The organism is Allokutzneria sp. NRRL B-24872 (assembly GCF_002155965.1).
Classification (GTDB): Bacteria; Actinomycetota; Actinomycetes; order Mycobacteriales; family Pseudonocardiaceae; genus Allokutzneria.
The window spans coordinates 22,573-40,558 of sequence record NZ_MUMH01000057.1 but is presented as its reverse complement, the minus strand read 5'-3'; the positions used below and the strand labels follow the sequence as shown (position 1 = coordinate 40,558).

2 protein-coding genes and 1 pseudogene are annotated in these 17,986 nt (G+C 70.8%); all 3 read left to right on the top strand.

Annotated features, from left to right (window positions below; genetic code table 11):
* A partial coding sequence (locus tag CCN37_RS40890) for a type I polyketide synthase (RefSeq protein WP_143261622.1) occupies positions 1–3,261 on the top strand: 3,261 nt, incomplete at its 5' end.
* Positions 3,262–3,301: 40 nt separating this feature from the next.
* Positions 3,302–13,471: pseudogene (locus CCN37_RS41535) on the top strand (SDR family NAD(P)-dependent oxidoreductase); the annotation flags it as partial.
* The gene (locus CCN37_RS15700) at positions 13,468–17,985 is read left to right on the top strand and encodes an SDR family NAD(P)-dependent oxidoreductase (protein WP_371504266.1); all 4,518 of its coding nucleotides are present in this window, start codon (positions 13,468–13,470) and stop codon (positions 17,983–17,985) included. The pseudogene CCN37_RS41535 and the gene CCN37_RS15700, both read left to right, overlap by 4 nt.
* The last annotated feature ends 1 nt before the right edge of the window (position 17,986 follow it).

Here is a 17,986-nt window from a genome sequence, read left to right as displayed (position 1 = left end):
ACCGGGCAGGGCAGCCAGCGCGCGCGGATGGGGCTCGACCTGGCCGCCCACCACCCGGTGTTCGCCGCAGCCTATGACGAGGTGATCACGGAGCTGGACCGGCACCTCGACCGGCCGCTGCGCGAGGTGCTGGAGAGCAGCGCCCTCGATGAGACCGGCTACGCGCAGCCCGCGCTGTTCGCCCTGGAAGTGGCCCTGTTCAAGCTGATCACCTCGTTCGGCGTGCGCCCGGAGGTGGTGCTCGGGCACTCCGTCGGCGAGCTGGCCGCCGCGCACGTCGCCGGGGTGTTCTCCCTGGCCGACGCGTGCGCGCTGGTCGCGGCCAGGGGACGGTTGATGCAGGAGCTGCCCGAGCGCGGCGCGATGGTGTCGGTGCGCGCCTCCGAGGACGAGGTGTTGCCGCTGCTCGGCGACGCCGTGTCGATCGCGGCGATCAACGGCCCGGAATCCACGGTGATCTCCGGGAACGCCGCCGCGGTCGCGGCGATCGCGGCGGAGCTGGCCGAGCGCGGGCACAAGACGAAGCAGCTCACGGTCAGCCACGCGTTCCACTCACCGCTGATGGACCCGATGCTGGAGTCCTTCCGCGCCGTGGCCGAGCGCATCACCTACTCGCCGCCGACGATTCCCGTGGTGTCCGGTGCGGAGATCACCACCGCCGACTACTGGGTGCGCCACGTTCGTCAGCCGGTGCGTTTCCTGGACGCGGTGCGCTCGGCCGGAGCGCGCACGTTCGTCGAGCTGGGGCCGGACGGCGTGCTCTCCGCGATGGGCCAAGACTGCGTTGACGCGGTCTTCATCCCGTTGCTGCGCAAGAGCAAGGACGAGCACCAGGCGTTTCTCGCCGGGCTGGCCGGAGTGCACGTGCGCGGGTTCTCCGTGCGGTGGGAGCAGTTCTTCGACGGCGCCCGCCGGATCGACCTGCCGACGTATCCGTTCCAACGCCGCCGTTACTGGCTGGAGGGCTCCACCGCGAGCGCTGACCTGTCCTCGGCCGGTCTGGAGCGGGCCGCTCACCCGTTGCTCGGCGCCGAGGTCGAGCTGCCGGAGAACGGCGGTCTCGTGTGGACGGCGAAGCTGCCTGCGACCGGGTGGTTGGCCGATCACAGCGTGCTGGACACGGTGCTGCTGCCGGGAACCGCGCTGGTCGACCTCGTCGCGCACGCGGGAGCACGAGTCGGCCTGCCTCGGATCGCTGAACTCACGCTGACCGCGCCGGTGGTGTTGCCCGCCGAGATCCAGGTTCGGGTCGACGGGGACGCCGTGACGGTGCACTCGCGGGTGGAGCGGGAGTGGGTCAGGAACGCCACTGCTGTCCTGAGTGGACAGTCCTCCGCGGACTTCGCGGGTGATTGGCCGTCGAGGCTGACTCCGCGCCCGGACTGGTACGCCTCGAACGCTGGGATCGCCTACGGCCCGGCCTTCCAAGGCGTGCGCGCGGCCGAACAGCGCGGGGACTCGTTCTTCGCCGAGGTCGAGCTGCCGGAAGGGCTCGCGGTTCAAGGATTCGGCGTGCACCCCGCGCTGCTCGACGCCGCGTTGCACGTGATCTCCCTCGCCGGTGCTGACGGGGTGCCGTTCGCGTGGGAGGGCGTGCAGTTGCATGCCTCCGGAGCGCGTGAGCTGCGGGTTCGGGTGACCAAGGTCGGCGAGGACGCGTTCTCGATCTCCGCGACGGATGCCAGCGGGCAGCCGGTGTTCTCGGCCGACTCGCTGACGTTGCGGCCGTTGGACACCGCCGGGCTCGCCGCGCCGCTGTATCGGCTGGAGTGGCAGCCGTTGACCGGCTCGCCCGCGCCTGACAGGGAGTTCGTCCACGCCGAAGTCGACGATGTGACTGCGGCCCTTGAGCTGATCCAGGGTTGGGATCGTCCGGCGAAGCTCGTCGTGGTCAGCTCGAACGGAGCGGTGTGGGGCCTTGTGCGCTCGGCGCAGGCTGAGCACCCGGGCCGGTTCGTGCTCGCTGACGTGGACGATGTCGCGATGTTGCCGACAGCGCTCGGGCACGGAGAACCGCAGTTCACGGTGCGCGGTGGGGTGGTCAGCGTGCCACGCCTGGTGCCCGTGAAGCCCGGTTCGCGGTCGCGGACGTGGGACGGGACGGTCATGATCACCGGCGGGTCGGGGGCGCTGGCCAAGCGGATCGCCGCACACCTTGTCACCGCGCACGGCGTGCGACGGCTCGTGCTGGTCAGCCGCAGCGGCTCCACAGTGGACTTGGACGCCGCCGTCACGGCTGTGGCATGCGACGTGACCGACCGCGAAGCGCTCCGCGAAGTGCTTGCGCAGCACGAGGTCAGCACTGTTGTGCACGCGGCGGGAGTGCTCGACGACGGCGTGTTGAGCGGGCTGACGCCGGAGCGGCTGGCGGCAGTGCTGCGGCCCAAGGTGGAGGGCGCGTTGGCTCTCGACGAGGTGTGCGGCGACAACGTCGAGCTGGTGCTGTTCTCCTCGGCGGCCGGTGTGCTCGGCGGTGCCGGGCAGGCCGCGTACTCGGCGGCCAACGCGTTCCTCGACGCCTTCGCCGAGCGCAGGGCCGCCGCTGGCAAGCCGACCAAGTCGCTGGCCTGGGGTTTGTGGGCGGAAGGCATGGGGGCCGGCGTCGACGCGGCGCGGACCGGCCTGGTGGCGTTGGAGTCGCCGTTGGAGGTCTTCGACGCGGCCATGGCCACGGACGGCGCGGTCGTGGTGCCGGTGCGGTTCGACCTCGCCGCGTTGCGCTCTCGTTCGGACGTGCCCGCAGTGCTGCACGGGCTCGTTCCGCAGTCCACTGTGGAGGTTGCGGTCGAATCGCTCGCGCGGCGGTTGGCCGGGCTGGATTCGGCTGAGCGGGACCGGGTGCTGCTGGAGACGGTTCGCGAGCACGCGGCGGCGGTGCTCGGGCACTCCAGCGCAGACGCCGTCCGGGCGCAGCGGCCGTTCAAGGAGCTGGGCTTCGACTCGCTGAGCGCGGTGGAGCTGCGGAATCGGCTCGGCGCGGCGGCCGGGCTGACCCTGCCCGCGATGCTGGTCTTCGACCACCCGACCCCGCAACGGGTCGCGGACTTCCTCCGCTCCCATATGTCCACTGTGGACACATCTGGGCTCGCGGAGCTGGAGGCGCGGCTCCCCGACCTGACCCCGGATGAGAAGGACCGGCTCGCCGCGCGGCTGCGCGCCTTGCTGGCGGCGCTGTCGGAGAACCCGGCGACCGGGGATCTCGACGGTGCCAGCGACGACGAGCTGTTCCAGATGTTCGACAACGACCTGTCCCTGCCCTGAGACTTCGGAAGGACCAGCGCACGTGGCCGACCACGACACCGAGACGAAGCTCCGCGAGTACTTCAAACGTGCTCTCGCGGAGCTGAAGGAGACGCGCGAGCGTCTGCGCGAGGTGGAGGACAGCCAGCGCGAGCCGATCGCCGTCGTCGGCATGGGCTGCCGCCTGCCCGGCGGGGTCGCTTCGCCGGAGGACCTGTGGCGCCTGGTGGAGGACGGCGTGGACGCGGCGGGGCCGCTGCCGTCCGACCGTGGCTGGGACGTGGCGGGCAGCTACCACCCCGAGCCGGGGACGCCCGGGAAGGCCTACGTGCGCGAGGGTTCCTTCCTGCACGAGGCCGCGCTGTTCGACCCGGCGTTCTTCGAGATCTCGCCGAGGGAAGCCCTGGCGATGGACCCGCAGCAGCGCCTGTTGCTGGAGACCTCGTGGGAGGCCGTCGAGCGCGCGGGTATCGACCCGCATTCCTTGCGCGGCAGCAGGACCGGGGTGTTCGCGGGGGCGATGTACCACGACTACGCGCCCGCGCTGGACAGCGTGCAGGAGGACTTCGGCGGCTACCTCGGCACCGGCACTTCGGGCAGCGTGCTGTCCGGCCGCGTCGCCTACGTGCTCGGCCTTGAAGGTCCCGCGGTCACCGTCGACACGGCGTGCTCGTCGTCGTTGGTGGCGTTGCACATGGCGATCCAGGCACTTCAGCGCGGCGAGTGCGAGATGGCGCTCGCCGGTGGTGTCACGGTGATGTCCACGCTCGGCGGCATCATCGAGATGAGCCGCCAGCGCGCGCTGTCGCCGGACGGTCGTTCGCGGGCCTTCGCGGCCTCGGCGGACGGGGTCGGCTTCTCCGAGGGTGTCGGCGTGCTGCTGGTGGAGCGCCTGTCCGACGCGGAGCGCAACGGCCACCCGATCCTCGCGGTGATCCGGGGGAGCGCGGTCAACCAGGACGGCGCCTCCAACGGCCTCACCGCGCCGAACGGCCCTTCGCAGGAGCGCGTGATCGACGCGGCCCTCGCGAGCGCGGGGCTGACCTACGCCGACGTGGACGCTGTGGAAGCGCACGGCACGGGGACCGATCTCGGCGATCCCATCGAGGCCGCCGCTCTGCTCGCCACCTACGGCAAGGATCGTGCTGAGCCGTTGTGGCTGGGGTCGTTGAAGTCCAACGTCGGCCACACGCAGGCGGCTGCCGGTGTGGCGGGCGTGATCAAGATGATCATGGCTATGCGGCAGGGAGTTCTGCCGCGCACGCTGCACGTGGACGCGCCGACGCCGCACGTCGACTGGTCGAGCGGCGCGGTGCGGCTGCTCACCGAGGCACAGCCCTGGCCTTCGGGTGATCGCCCGCGCCGGGCGGCGGTCTCGTCCTTCGGGATCTCCGGAACCAACGCGCACGTCGTCGTCGAGGCTCCCGCGCCCACCTCCCTGCCTGCGGTCGAGGCCGTGCGCGGTGAGATTCCGCTGCTGTTGTCGGGTCGGTCCGAGAAGGCATTGCGGGATCAGGCTTCCCGTCTGCTGGAGCTGGTCTCGTCGGCTGATCTGTCGGATGTCGCGTTCTCGCTCGCCACCGGGCGGGCTCAGTTGGAGAACCGCGCCGTCGTTGTCGGGGCCGACCGGGACGAGCTGCTGCGCGGCCTTCGTGCACTGGCTGACGGACTGCCCGATTCGACCGTGGTCACCGGGGCTGTGCGAGTCGATCGACCGGTGTTCGTGTTCCCCGGTCAGGGGTCGCAGTGGAGCGGTATGGCCGTTTCGCTGTTGGATGAGCCGGTCTTCGCTTCTCGGATGGCTGAGTGCGCTGCGGCTCTGCGTCCGCATGTTGAGTGGGATTTGTTCGAGGAGCTGCGCGGTCCGCTGGAGCGGGTGGACGTTGTACAGCCGGTGTTGTTCGCGGTGCTCGTGTCGCTGGCCGAGCTGTGGCGGTCTTACGGGGTTTCGCCTGCTGCCGTGATCGGTCATTCTCAGGGAGAGATCGCGGCTGCGTGTGTGGCTGGCGCTCTGTCCCTTGAAGACGCCGCGAAGGTTGTTGCTCTGCGGAGTTTGGCCATTGCGCAGGACCTGGCTGGTCGTGGCGGAATGATGTCCGTTGCCCTGCCTGTGGCTGAAGTTGAAGTGCTTTTGCCGCAAGGTGTTTCGGTTGCGGCGGTGAATGGGCCCGCTTCGACTGTGGTGTCGGGTGATCCTGCGGGGTTGGATGCGCTGGCTGCGTTGTGCGAGGGCGTTCGGGTTCGGCGGATTCCGGTGGACTACGCCTCGCACTCGGTGCATGTGGAGGCGATCCAGGGCCGCTTGTTGAGCGCCTTGGCTGGTATCACGCCGCGTGCGTCGGAGATTCCGTTCTACTCCACGGTGACTGGCTCGCGGATCGATACCGCGACGCTGGATGCGGAGTACTGGTACCGCAACCTGCGGCAGCCGGTGCTGTTCGAGGACACCGTGCGCGCTCTCATCGCCGCCGGCCTCACGGCATTCGTGGAGACCAGTCCGCATCCGGTTCTGGTTCCGGCGATCCAGGAGACCGGCGGTTTCGCGGTGGGCTCGCTGCGGCGTGATGACGGCGGTCGGCGGCGCTTCCTGACCTCGCTCGGTGAGGCGCACGTGCACGGCATCGACGTGGACTGGTCGAAGGCAGTGCGCGGGCGGTGGATCGACCTGCCGACCTACGCTTTCCAGCACCAGCACTTCTGGCTGGAGCAGGCGCGCCACGTGTCCGGTGTGGACAGTCGGCGCTACCGGATCGATTGGAAGCCGGTCACTCCGGCCGCCGCTGTCCTCAGTGGACGGTGGATCGTGCTGGGCGAGGACGACGGCTGGTTCGCCGACACGCTCACCGCGCACGGGGCGGAGGTTGTCCCTGCGGATGCTGAGGGCGAGATCGCCGGAGTGCTGTCGCTGCACGGGCTCGACGACACCCCGCACCCGGAGCACCCCGAGGTGACGAGCGGTGCCGCGGGCGTGTTGGCCCTGGTCAAGAGCGGCCTTCGGGCACCGCTGTGGTGCGTCACCAGTGGCGCGGTCGAGCGTGTGACCAACCCGGCGCAAGCTCAGCTGTGGGGGCTCGGCCAGGTCGTCGGCCTGGAGCTGCCGGAGCACTGGGGCGGCATGATCGACCTGCCCGAACAGCGCGACGAGCGGGTCGGCTCGCTGCTGGTCTCGGCGCTCGCGGGCGCGGAGGACCAGGTCGTCGTGCGCGGGGCAGGACTGCTCTCCCGCCGCCTCGTTCCCGCGCCGAACAAGGGAAACCCCTGGCGTCCCACGGGCACCGTGCAACTCGTCGGCGGCAACGAGGAACTGGCGGAGTGGCTGCTGTCCAACGGTGCCGACCGCGTGGTCACCGAAGGGCCTGCGGACCTCATCGTGCACGCGCCCGCGCCGGTCGGCCTGGCTCCACTCGATGAGACGGATCTCGGCACCTTCGCTGCGGCCGTGTCCGGGCGAGCTGGGGAGATGCTGCGGCTGGCCGAGGACACGCCCATGGTCGTCTTCTCGTCAGTTTCCGGGGTGTGGGGCGGGATCGGGCAGGGCGGCTACGCGGCCGGGACCGCCTATCTCGACGCCCTCGCCGCGCGTCGCGGCGCTCCGACGCGGGTCGTCGCGTGGAGCCCGTGGCGTGGCGCTGGGGTGGATGAGGACGACCTGCTGCGTCGTGGTTTGCGGGCGATGGAGCCGGAATCCGCGCTGAGTGCGGTGGACGCGGACTCCGGCCATCTGGTTGTGGCCGACGTGGACTGGGACGTGTTCCTGCCCCGCTACACCGCCGCGCGCCCACGCCCGCTGGTGTCAGAACTGCTTCCTGAGCCGGTTGTCGCGCCCGGGCAGGGGTCCGCGCTGGCGGCTCGGCTGGCTGAGGTGGCCGAGGCCGATCAGCGCACCTTCGTGCTCGACCTGACCCGCGCGCACGTCGCTGCGGTGCTCGGTCATGAGAGCGCTGGTGCAGTTGAGGCGGCCAAGGCGTTCAAGGAACTGGGATTCGATTCGCTGGCCTCGGTCGAGCTGCGCAACCGGCTCGGCGCGGCGACCGGGCTGACGCTCCCGGCGACGCTGATCTTCGACTACCCGACGCCCGTCGCGCTGGCGGAGTTCCTGCTGGAGCAGGTGCGCGGAGCGGCCGAGCGCACGGAAGCACCCGCACTGTCCACTTCGGATGAACCGATCGCGATCGTGGGCATCGGCTGCCGTTTCCCCGGCGGGGTCAGCTCGCCGGAGCAGCTGTGGGACCTCGTGGTCAACGGCGTGGACGCGGTGACCCCGCTGCCGGAGAACCGGGGTTGGGACGTCGACTCCCTTTACGACCCCGAGCCCGGTGTGCAGGGCAAGACCTACGTCCGCGCGGGCGGATTCCTGCACGAGGCGGCTGACTTCGACGCGGCGTTCTTCGGGATCTCCCCGCGCGAGGCACTGGCGATGGACCCGCAGCAACGGCTGCTGCTCGAAGCGACCTGGGAAGCCCTGGAGCGGGCCGGGATCGACCCCACCGGGTTGCGCGGCTCGTCGACCGGAGTCTTCGCGGGCGTCAACGGCCAGCACTACATGCCGCTCGTCGTGGGCTCGGCCGAGGACTTCGACGGCTACATGGGCACCGGCAACTCGGCGAGCGCGGTGTCCGGTCGCATCTCCTACGTGCTCGGTCTCGAAGGCCCAGCGGCCACTGTGGACACTGCGTGCTCGTCGTCGTTGGTGGCGCTGCACATGGCCGTGCAAGCACTTCAGCGCGGCGAGTGCGACATGGCCCTGGCCGGTGGTGTCACGGTGATGTCCACGCCGGAGATGTTCGTGGAGTTCTCGCGGCAGCGCGTGATGTCGGCGGACGGCCGCTCCAAGGCGTTCGCCGAGGGCGCGGACGGGGTCGGCCTCTCCGAGGGCGTCGGCGTGCTCTTGGTGCAGCGGCTGTCCGACGCGGAGCGCAGCGGTCACCCGATCCTCGCGGTGGTGCGGGGGAGCGCGGTCAACCAGGACGGCGCCTCCAACGGCCTCACCGCCCCGAGTGGCCCTTCGCAGCAGCGGGTCATCCGCCGCGCGCTGGCCGTCGCCGGACTGCGACCGTCCGATGTGGATGCTGTCGAAGCGCACGGCACCGGCACTGTTCTCGGCGACCCGATCGAGGCCCAGGCGGTGCTGGCGACCTACGGCAGGGGCCGCGCGCACCCGCTGTGGCTGGGGTCGTTGAAGTCCAACATCGGTCACACGCAGGCTGCGGCGGGCGTGGCCGGGGTGATCAAGATGATCATGGCGATGCGGCACGGAGTGCTGCCGCAGACCCTGCACGTGGACGCGCCGACCCCGCACGTGGACTGGTCTTCGGGCGAGGTCGCGCTGCTCACCGAACGCGTCGACTGGCCGGAGGTGGACCGCCCGCGTCGCAGCGCCGTGTCCTCCTTCGGCATCGCGGGCACCAACGCCCACATCATCCTGGAGGCCGGACCTCCGCGTCCCGTCGCCGAGAGGACCGAGTCGGCCGCTGATCACCTCCTGGTGCTGTCCGGCCGAGGTGAGAAGGGCCTGAGGGCACAAGCCGCCCAGCTGGCGTCCTTTGTGGACTCCAGCCCGGAGAGCTTGGCGGACATCGGTTTCTCGCTTGCGACCGAGCGAGCCGCGTTGGAGCAGCGCGCGGTCGTCGTCGGCGGTGACAAGGAAACCCTGCTCGCCGGTCTGCGCGCGCTGGCGGAAGGCCGTCCCGAAGCGGGTGTGCTGACCGGCCAGCCGCAGAGCGACAACCGCGTCGTCTTCGTCTTCCCCGGCCAGGGCTCGCAGTGGGTGGACATGGCCAAGGCGCTGCTGGAGGAGTCGGAGGTCTTCCGGTCCTCGGCGCAGGAGTGCGAGCAGGCGCTGTCGGAGTTCCTGGACTGGTCGGTGCTCGACGTCCTGCGCGGCGCGCCCGGCCTGGAGCGGGTCGACGTGGTGCAGCCCGTGCTGTTCACCATGATGGTCTCGCTCGCGCGGATGTGGCTCGCCCACGGCGTCCGCCCGTCGGCCGTGGTCGGCCACAGCCAGGGCGAGATCGCCGCCGCGCACATCGCGGGCGGTCTGTCCCTTGTGGACGCCGCGCGGATCGTGGCCCTGCGCAGCCAGGCTTGGCTGAAGCTCGCTGGTCAGGGCGGCATGGTCTCGATCGCCTTGCCCGCCGACACCGTGCGCGAGCGGATCGAGCGCTTCGGCGACCGCATCTCGGTCGCGGCGGTCAACGGCCCGCACTCCGCCACGGTCGCGGGCTATCCCGATGCGCTCAAGGAGATCACCGAGGAGCTGACAGCCGAAGGCATCCGCGCCCGCGCCATCCCCGGCGTGGACACGGCGGGCCACTCCGCGCAGGTCGACGTGTTCTACGACCACCTGCACGACGTGCTGGCCCCGGTTTCGCCGCGCACCTCGGAGATCCCGTTCTACTCGACGGTGACCGGCGGGCTGTTCGACACCGCCGGGCTGACCGCCGCGTACTGGTACCGCAACATGCGGGAGCCGGTGGAGTTCGAGCTGGCCACGCGCGCGTTGCTGGCGCAGGGGCACGGTGTGTTCCTGGAGTGCAACCCGCATCCGATGCTGGCGACCTCCATGCAGGAGACCTTCGAGGACACCGGAGCTCAGGCCGCGACGCTGGGCACGCTGCGCCGCGAAGAAGGCGGGATGCGGCGCTTCCTGACCTCGCTCGGCCAGGCCCACGTCAAAGGCGTCCATGTCGACTTCGACGCGGTGTTCCCCGGAGCGCAGCGCGTCGACCTGCCCACCTACGCCTTCCAACGCCAGCGCTTCTGGCTGGACCCGTCCGGACTGAGCGGTGATGTGAGCACGGCGGGCCTTGACGCCGCTGATCACCCGCTGCTGGGCGCCGTGCTCACGCTGCCGGACTCCGACAGCGTTGTGCTGACGGGGAAGATCTCGCTGCGCACACACCCGTGGCTCGCCGATCACGCCCTGTCGGGCACGGTTCTCCTGCCGGGAACGGCTTTCGTCGAGCTGGCCATTCGCGCGGCCGATGAGGTCGGTTGCGGTCGGCTGGACGAGATGACCCTTGAGGTGCCCCTGGTCGTGCCGGAGCGCGGTTCGGTGAGCCTCCAGCTGGTGGTCTCCGGCGCCGATGAGTCCGGCCGTCGACCGTTCGCGTTGCACACGCGTGACGGAGAGGACACCACCAGGCACGCCAGCGGTTTCCTCGCAGTGGAACCAGCGAGTGCTGTCCACAGTGGAGAGTGGCCGCCGTCCGGTGCCGTTCGCGTCGATGCCGACGAGCTGTACGCGCGGTTGGACTCGCTGGGCTACGGCTACGGGCCGGTGTTCCGAGGTGTGCGGACCGGATGGGTGCGTGACGGCGAGGTCTTCGCCGAGATCAGCCTGCCCGCCAAGCCCGACGGCTTCGGCGTGCACCCGGCGTTGCTCGACGCGGCGGTGCAGAGCCTGGGCTTCGGCTCGTTCTTCCCAGAGGACGGCGCGGTCCGGCTGCCGTTCTCCTGGCAGGGCGTGACCCTGCACGCCAGTGGAGCTACCACGCTGCGGGTGCGGATCAGCTCGGCGGGACCGGACGCGGTCGCCCTGCACGCGGTCGACGGCGCCGGTCAGCCGGTGCTGTCGGTGGACTCGCTGACCGTGCGGACCTTGGACGCCGGATCACTCGGGCAGTCCACAAAGGACTCTCTGTTCCGGCTCGAATGGACCGAGGTGCAGGCCACCGAGGTTGACTCCATGGCGGACACCACCGTGGTGCACTGGCCCGCTGGAGGCTCCGTCCGCGAAGCCGTTCACCGCGCTCTGGAGCAGGTGCAGGAGTTCCTGACGGACCACGACGGCCGCATGGTGTTCGTCAGCCGGGACGCCAGCGATCCGGCCACGGCGGCGGTGTGGGGCCTGGTGCGGTCCGCGCAGACGGAGAACCCCGGGCGGTTCGTGCTCGCCGACATCGACGACGACGCGGTGCTGCCCGCTGTGCTCTCCACGGGGGAACCGCAGGTCAGGGCCCGCGATGGCGTGATCACCGCGCCGCGGCTGGCCCGAGCTGGCACGACCGTCCTGACCGCTCCCACGGAGGGGCCGTGGCGCCTGGAGGCCGGTGGCGGGACGCTCGACGGGCTCTCGCTGATCCCGGCTCCCGAAGCCGCGGAACCGTTGGCGGACGGGCAGGTGCGCATCGCGGTGCGCGCGGCCGGAGTGAACTTCCGGGACGCGATGATCTCGCTCGGCATGTACCCGGGGCTCGCGATCATGGGCACCGAGGGCGCGGGCGTGATCACCGAGGTCGGCCCCGGCGTGCCCGATCTGGCGCCCGGTGACCGCGTGATGGGCATGTTCCCCGGCTCGTTCGGCCCGGTCGCGGTGGCCGACCACCACATGGTCGTCCGGATGCCGTCCGGGTGGAGCTTCGCCGAAGCGGCCTCCGTGCCCGCCGTGTTCCTCACCGCCTACTACGGCCTGCGCGATCTCGCCGACCTCAAGGCCGGTGAGTCGGTGCTGATCCACGCGGCGGCCGGTGGTGTCGGCATGGCGGCCGTGCAGCTCGCGCGGCACTGGGGCGCGACCGTCTACGGCACCGCGAGCCAGGGCAAGTGGGACACCTTGCGGCAGCAGGGGATCGAGCACATCGCCTCCTCGCGGACACTGGACTTCGAGCGCGAGTTCGACCGCGTGGACGTCGTGCTGAACTCGTTGGCGCGGGAGTTCGTCGACGCGTCGCTGCGGCTGCTGCGGCCAGGTGGCCGGTTCATCGAGATGGGCAAGACCGACATCCGCGAGGCCGCTGACCTGCCCGAGGTGTCCTACCGCGCGTTCGACCTGGTGGAGGCGGGACCGGAGCGCACGCAGGAGATGCTGCGCGAGCTGGTCGCGTTGTTCGAGGCCGGAGTGCTGAAGCCGCTGCCGATCCGCGCGTGGGACGTGCGCGAGGCCCCCGTGGCGATGCGCTTCCTCAGTCAGGCCAAGCACATCGGCAAGCTCGTGCTGACCGTGCCCGCGCCGATCGACCCCGAGGCGACCGTGGTGATCACCGGTGGCACCGGCGTCGCTGGTGGCACGATCGCCCGCCACCTCGTCGCGGAGCACGGCGCTCGCGATCTGCTGCTGGTGAGCCGCACCGGTAAGGCGCCGGAGCTTGAAGCGGAGTTGGTCGGGCTCGGCGCGAAGGTCACCGTCGCCGCGTGTGACGCCGCTGATCGGGACGCGCTGGCCGAAGTCCTCGCCGGGCGCAAGATCACCGCCGTGGTGCACGCCGCCGGTGTCCTGGATGACGGCGTGATCAGCGCACTGGACGCGCAGCGGGTGGACACCGTGCTGCGGCCCAAGGTGGACGCCGCGCTCAACCTGCACGAGCTGACCCGCGATCAGGACCTGGCCGCGTTCGTGCTGTTCTCGTCGGCCTCCTCGATGTTCAGCAGCCCGGGGCAGGCCAACTACACGGCGGCCAATGCCTACCTGGAAGCCTTGGCGCGCAAGCGGAACGAGGTTGGCCTGCCCGCGTCCGCGCTGGCGTGGGGGCTGTGGTCGGAGGCCAGCGGCATGACCAAGCACCTCGATCACGAGGAGCTGGTGCGCCGGATGGCGGCGGGCGGACAGCTGCCGATGAGCGCCGAGGAAGCCGCAGCGCTGTTCGACGCGGGAGTCGCGGCCGTCGAACCTGTGCTGGCGCCGATGAAGCTCGACCTCGGCGCACTACGGTCCAAGGCCGTCGCGCCGCTGCTGCGCGGATTGGTGCGGACCGGGCCGACGCGAGCGGTCAGCGCGGCGGAGGCCGGGGCGGAGGACTTGGCCGCGCGGCTGGCCGGGCATACCGCCGAAGAGCAGCACGAACTCGTGCTGGAGGTGGTGCTCGGCCAGGCAGCGACCGTGCTCGGCCACGGAGGCGCGGCGAGCATCGAGCCCGACCGCGCGTTCCGCGAGCTGGGCTTCGACTCGCTGACCGCCGTCGAGCTGCGCAACCGGATGAACGCGGTCACCGGCCTGAAACTGCCCGCGACGCTGGTGTTCGACCACCCGACGCCGACCGCCCTCGCGGCCCACCTGTGCGCGGAGATCGCGCCGGAGCCCACCGAGCCGGTGCTCGACGAGATCGACCGGCTGGAGCGGTCCCTGGGGCGCTTCGACCGGCTCGACGCGGCGGTCCAGGACGAGGTCGGCGCGCGCATGGCCGACCTGCTGGCGCGCTGGCGGGCGCTCAACGAAGAGACGCCCACGACAGACATCGGAACAGCGTCGGACGACGAGATCTTCGACTTCCTCGACCAGAAACTGGGGCGGTGACCGGGATGAGCGCGGCAGAGGACAAGCTCCGCGACTACCTGCGACGGGCGACGGCGGAGATCAACAGTCTCGGCGAGCGGCTGCGCGTCGCCGAGGAGCGCGGCACCGAGCCGATCGCGATCGTCGGCATGAGCTGCCGTTACCCCGGCGGAGTCGCTTCTCCCGAGGAGTTCTGGGAGCTGCTGGAGTCCGGTGTGGACGCGGTCGGGCCGATCCCCGCCGACCGCGGCTGGAACGCCGAACGCCTCTACCACCCCGATCCCGACCACCCCGGCACGACGTACTGCCGCGAGGGCGGTTTCCTCGATGACGTGGCGGGTTTCGACGCGGAGTTCTTCGGGATTTCCCCGCGTGAGGCTCTGGCGATGGACCCGCAGCAGCGGTTGTTGCTGGAGACCTCGTGGGAGGCGTTCGAGCACGCCGGGATCAACCCGGACACCGTGCGCGGCGAGCAGGTCGGCGTGTTCGCCGGTGCCTGGCACGACGCCTACGCGGCGGGTGCGGGAACGGCTTCGCCGGAGCTCGAAGCGGCGATGCTGACCGGCGGTGTGGTGAGCATGGTCGCCGGTCGCGTGTCCTACGCGCTCGGTCTGGAAGGCCCTGCGGTCACGGTGGACACCGCGTGCTCGTCGTCGTTGGTGGCGCTGCACCTGGCTGTGCGGTCACTGCGCGTGGGCGAGAGTTCGCTGGCGTTGGCGGGTGGCGTGACCGTGCTGGCCGCGCCGGATCTGTTCGTTCAGTTCAGCCGCCAGCGCGGGCTCGCACCTGACGGGCGCTGCAAGGCGTTCGGTGCCTCCGCCGACGGGTTTGGGCCGGGCGAGGGTGTCGGCATGGTGCTGCTGGAGCGGCTTTCCGACGCTGAGCGCAACGGCCACCCGGTGCTCGCGGTGGTGCGGGGGAGCGCGGTCAACCAGGACGGCGCCTCCAACGGGCTGACCGCGCCGAGCGGAGCCGCGCAGCAGAAGGTGATCAAGGCCGCGCTCGCCGACGCCCGGCTGCTCCCGTCCGAAGTGGACGTTGTCGAAGCGCACGGAACCGGCACCGAGCTGGGTGATCCGATCGAAGCGCGCGCCGTGCTGGCGACCTACGGCAAGGACCGGGACACGGCGCTGTGGCTGGGATCGGTGAAGTCGAACATCGGCCACACGCAGGCCGCCGCTGGGGTGGCTGGCGTGATCAAGATGGTCATGGCGATGCGGCGCGGTGTCCTGCCTCGCACCTTGCACGCGGACACACCGTCCCCGCACATCGACTGGTCGGCGGGGAACGTGTCGCTGCTGACCGAGTCGGTGCCGTGGCCGTCGGAGAACCCGCGCCGGGCCGCCGTGTCCGCCTTCGGGATCTCCGGTACCAACGCGCACCTCGTCCTCGAAGCCGCTCCCGAGAAGCGTCACGAGGTCGCCGACCGGCCGGACAGGTATCGGCTGATCCCGGTCTCCGCTCGCACGCCCAAGGCGTTGGCGGCTCAAGCACTCCAGCTGTCGTCCACAGTGGACAATCTCGACGATCTCGGGTTCTCGCTGGCCACCGGTCGCGCCACGTTCGCGCACCGCGCTGTCGTTGTGGCGCGTGACGTCGACGAAGCACGCCGTGGCCTGACCGACCTCGACACCGCCGTGCGTGGGGTGGCGAGGGCTACGGCCAAGCCCGTGTTCGTCTTCCCCGGCCAGGGCTCGCAGTGGAGCGGCATGGCCGTTTCACTGTTGGATGAGCCGGTTTTCGCGGCTCGCATGGCGGAATGCGCCTCGGCACTGAGTCCCTACGTGGACTGGGACCTGTTCGAGGAGCTGCGCGGCCCGTTGGAGCGCGTGGACATCGTGCAGCCCGCGCTGTTCGCGGTCATGGTGTCGCTGGCCGAGCTGTGGCGGTCCTACGGCGTCGAGCCCGCTGCGGTGATCGGCCACAGCCAGGGTGAGATCGCCGCTGCTTGTGTGGCGGGTGCTCTGTCCCTTGAGGACGCGGCAAAGGTCGTTGCTCTGCGCAGCATCGAGATCCGGCGGTCCCTCGCCGGGCACGGCGGCATGGTGTCCGTGTCGCTGCCCTTGGCAGAGGTGTTGCCGCGCTTGGAGAAGCACGGTTCCAAGATCTCGGTCGCCGCGGTGAACGGCCCTGCGGTGGTCGTGGTGTCGGGGGAGCCTGGTGCTTTAGACGAACTGCTCGCGGAGTGCGAGGCCGATGGCGTGCACGCGCGGCGGATTCCCGTGGACTACGCCTCCCACTCCGCTCAGGTGGAGAGCATCCGGGACTCCTTGCTGACCACCCTCGCCGGGATCACGCCTCGTACGTCGGAGATCCCGTTCTACTCCACTGTGGACGGTGGTCGGATCGACACTGCGTTGTGCGACGCGGAGTACTGGTACCGCAACCTCCGGCAGACCGTGGAGTTCGACGGCGCCGTCCGGGCGTTGCTCGCCTCCGGGCACGGCGCGTTCGTCGAGTGCAGCCCACATCCTGTGCTCGTGCCGGCGCTTCAGGAGACGATCTCCGCGACGGAGAGCACGGCGTCGGCCTTCGGGTCGCTTCGCAGGGACGACGGCGGCGCTCGGCGCTTCCTCACCTCGCTGGCAGAAGCGCACGTGCGCGGAGTGCGACTGGACTGGGCGAAGCTGTTCCCGGACGCGCGTCGCGTGGAGCTGCCGACCTATGCCTTCCAACGCCAGCGCTACTGGCTCGACGCGGTGGCGCCATGGTGGGAAGGCGTCACGCCGGAGTCCATTGTGGACAGCTGGCGGTACCGGATCGACTGGAAACCGTTGCCGGAGCGCGAGGCTTCGCTGTCGGGAACGTGGCTCGTGGTCGGTGACGGCGGTGACCCGTGGGTCGCGGCCCTGACCGAGCACGGAGCGGATGTGGTCCGCGCGGCCACGGTCGCCGACATCGACCGCAGCGCCTCCTACGCCGGAGTGCTGTCACTGCTCGGCACCGACGAACGGCCGCACCCCGAGCACCCGTCGATTCCCGTTGGTGTGGCGGCGACGTTGGAGCTGGTGCACGCCGAGCTGGACGCGCCGCAGTGGTTCCTGACTGAGCGCGCCAGCCCGGAACAGGCGCAGATCTGGGGCATGGGCCGGGTCGTCGGCCTGGAGCAGCCGGAGCGCTGGGGCGGCCTGGTGAACGTGCCCGAGGTGGCCGACGCCGACGCCAAGCGGCGATTCGCGGCCGCATTGAGCGACGTCGGCGGTGAGGACCAGGTCGAGATCCGCGCGGAAGGTGCCTTCGGCAGGCGGCTCGTCCGGGCGCCGATCGGTGCGGCCGAGCGGTCGTGGAGTCCACAAGGGACAGTCCTGGTCACCGGTGGCACAGGCGCGATCGGCAGCCACGTCGCGCGTTGGCTGGCGAAGTCCGGTGCTGAGCACGTGGTCCTAGCCAGCCGCCGTGGCCCCGCCGCGCCGGGAGCGGCCGAGCTGGAGGCTGAGCTGGTCGAGCTGGGCGCCAAGGTCACCATCGTGGCCTGTGACTTGGCCGACCGCTCATCGGTCAGCGGCTTGGTCGAAGCCGGCCCGTTCTCGGCAGTCATGCACACGGCCGGAATGCCGCAGACGTCCACATTGGACGAACTGGACCTAGCACGGTTCGAGGCGGTCGTGGCGGGCAAGGTCGCGGGTGCCGAGCACCTGGACGCCCTGCTGGACGACCCCGCGACGACCTTCGTGCTGTTCTCCTCCAACGGAGGCGTGTGGGGCAGCCGGGGCCAGGGCGCCTACGCCGCCGCGAACGCCCACCTCGACGCGCTCGCCGTGCGCCGCCGGGCACGCGGCCTGCACGCGGTGTCCGTGGCGTGGGGGTTGTGGGGCGGCGGCGGGATGGGCGAGGGCGCGGGCGAGGACTACCTGCGCCGCCACGGCCTCGGCGTGATGGACCCGGAGCACGCGCTGGCCGCGCTCCAGCAGACCCTGGACCACGACGAGACCACCGTGTCCGTCGCCGACGTGGACTGGCCGCGCTTCGCGGTCGGATTCACCGCAGCCCGCCCGCGCCCGCTGATCGAAGGCTTGGTTGAGGCACCCGCTGAGGAGCAGGTGGCGGAGAACGACCTCGCCGGGGAGGTGGCCGCGCTGGCCGAGGATGATCGGCGCTCGTTCGTGCTGGACCTGGTGCGGCGGCAGGCCGCGGCGGTGCTCGGGCACTCGGGTGTGGAGTCCGTCGAGCCCGACCGGCCGTTGCGCGAGCTGGGCTTCGACTCGCTGACCGCCGTGGAGTTGCGCAACCGCGTCGCGGAGGCCACCGGGCTGAAGCTGCCGACGACGCTCGTGTTCGACCACCCCACGCCCGAGGCGCTGGCCCGCTTCGTGCTGGGCGAGTTCCACTTCGACGGCGAGCCCGCCGACCCGGAGGAACGTGCGGTGCGGGCGGCTCTGGCGAACATCCCGCTGGCCAAGCTGCGGGAATCCGGCCTGCTCACCGAGCTGCTGCGGCTCGTCGACGGGCAAGAGCCAGACGATGACAGCGAGATTGACGACATGGACGCCGACATGCTCGTGCGGCTCGTCCTCGACGGCGCCGAGGAGTCCTGAT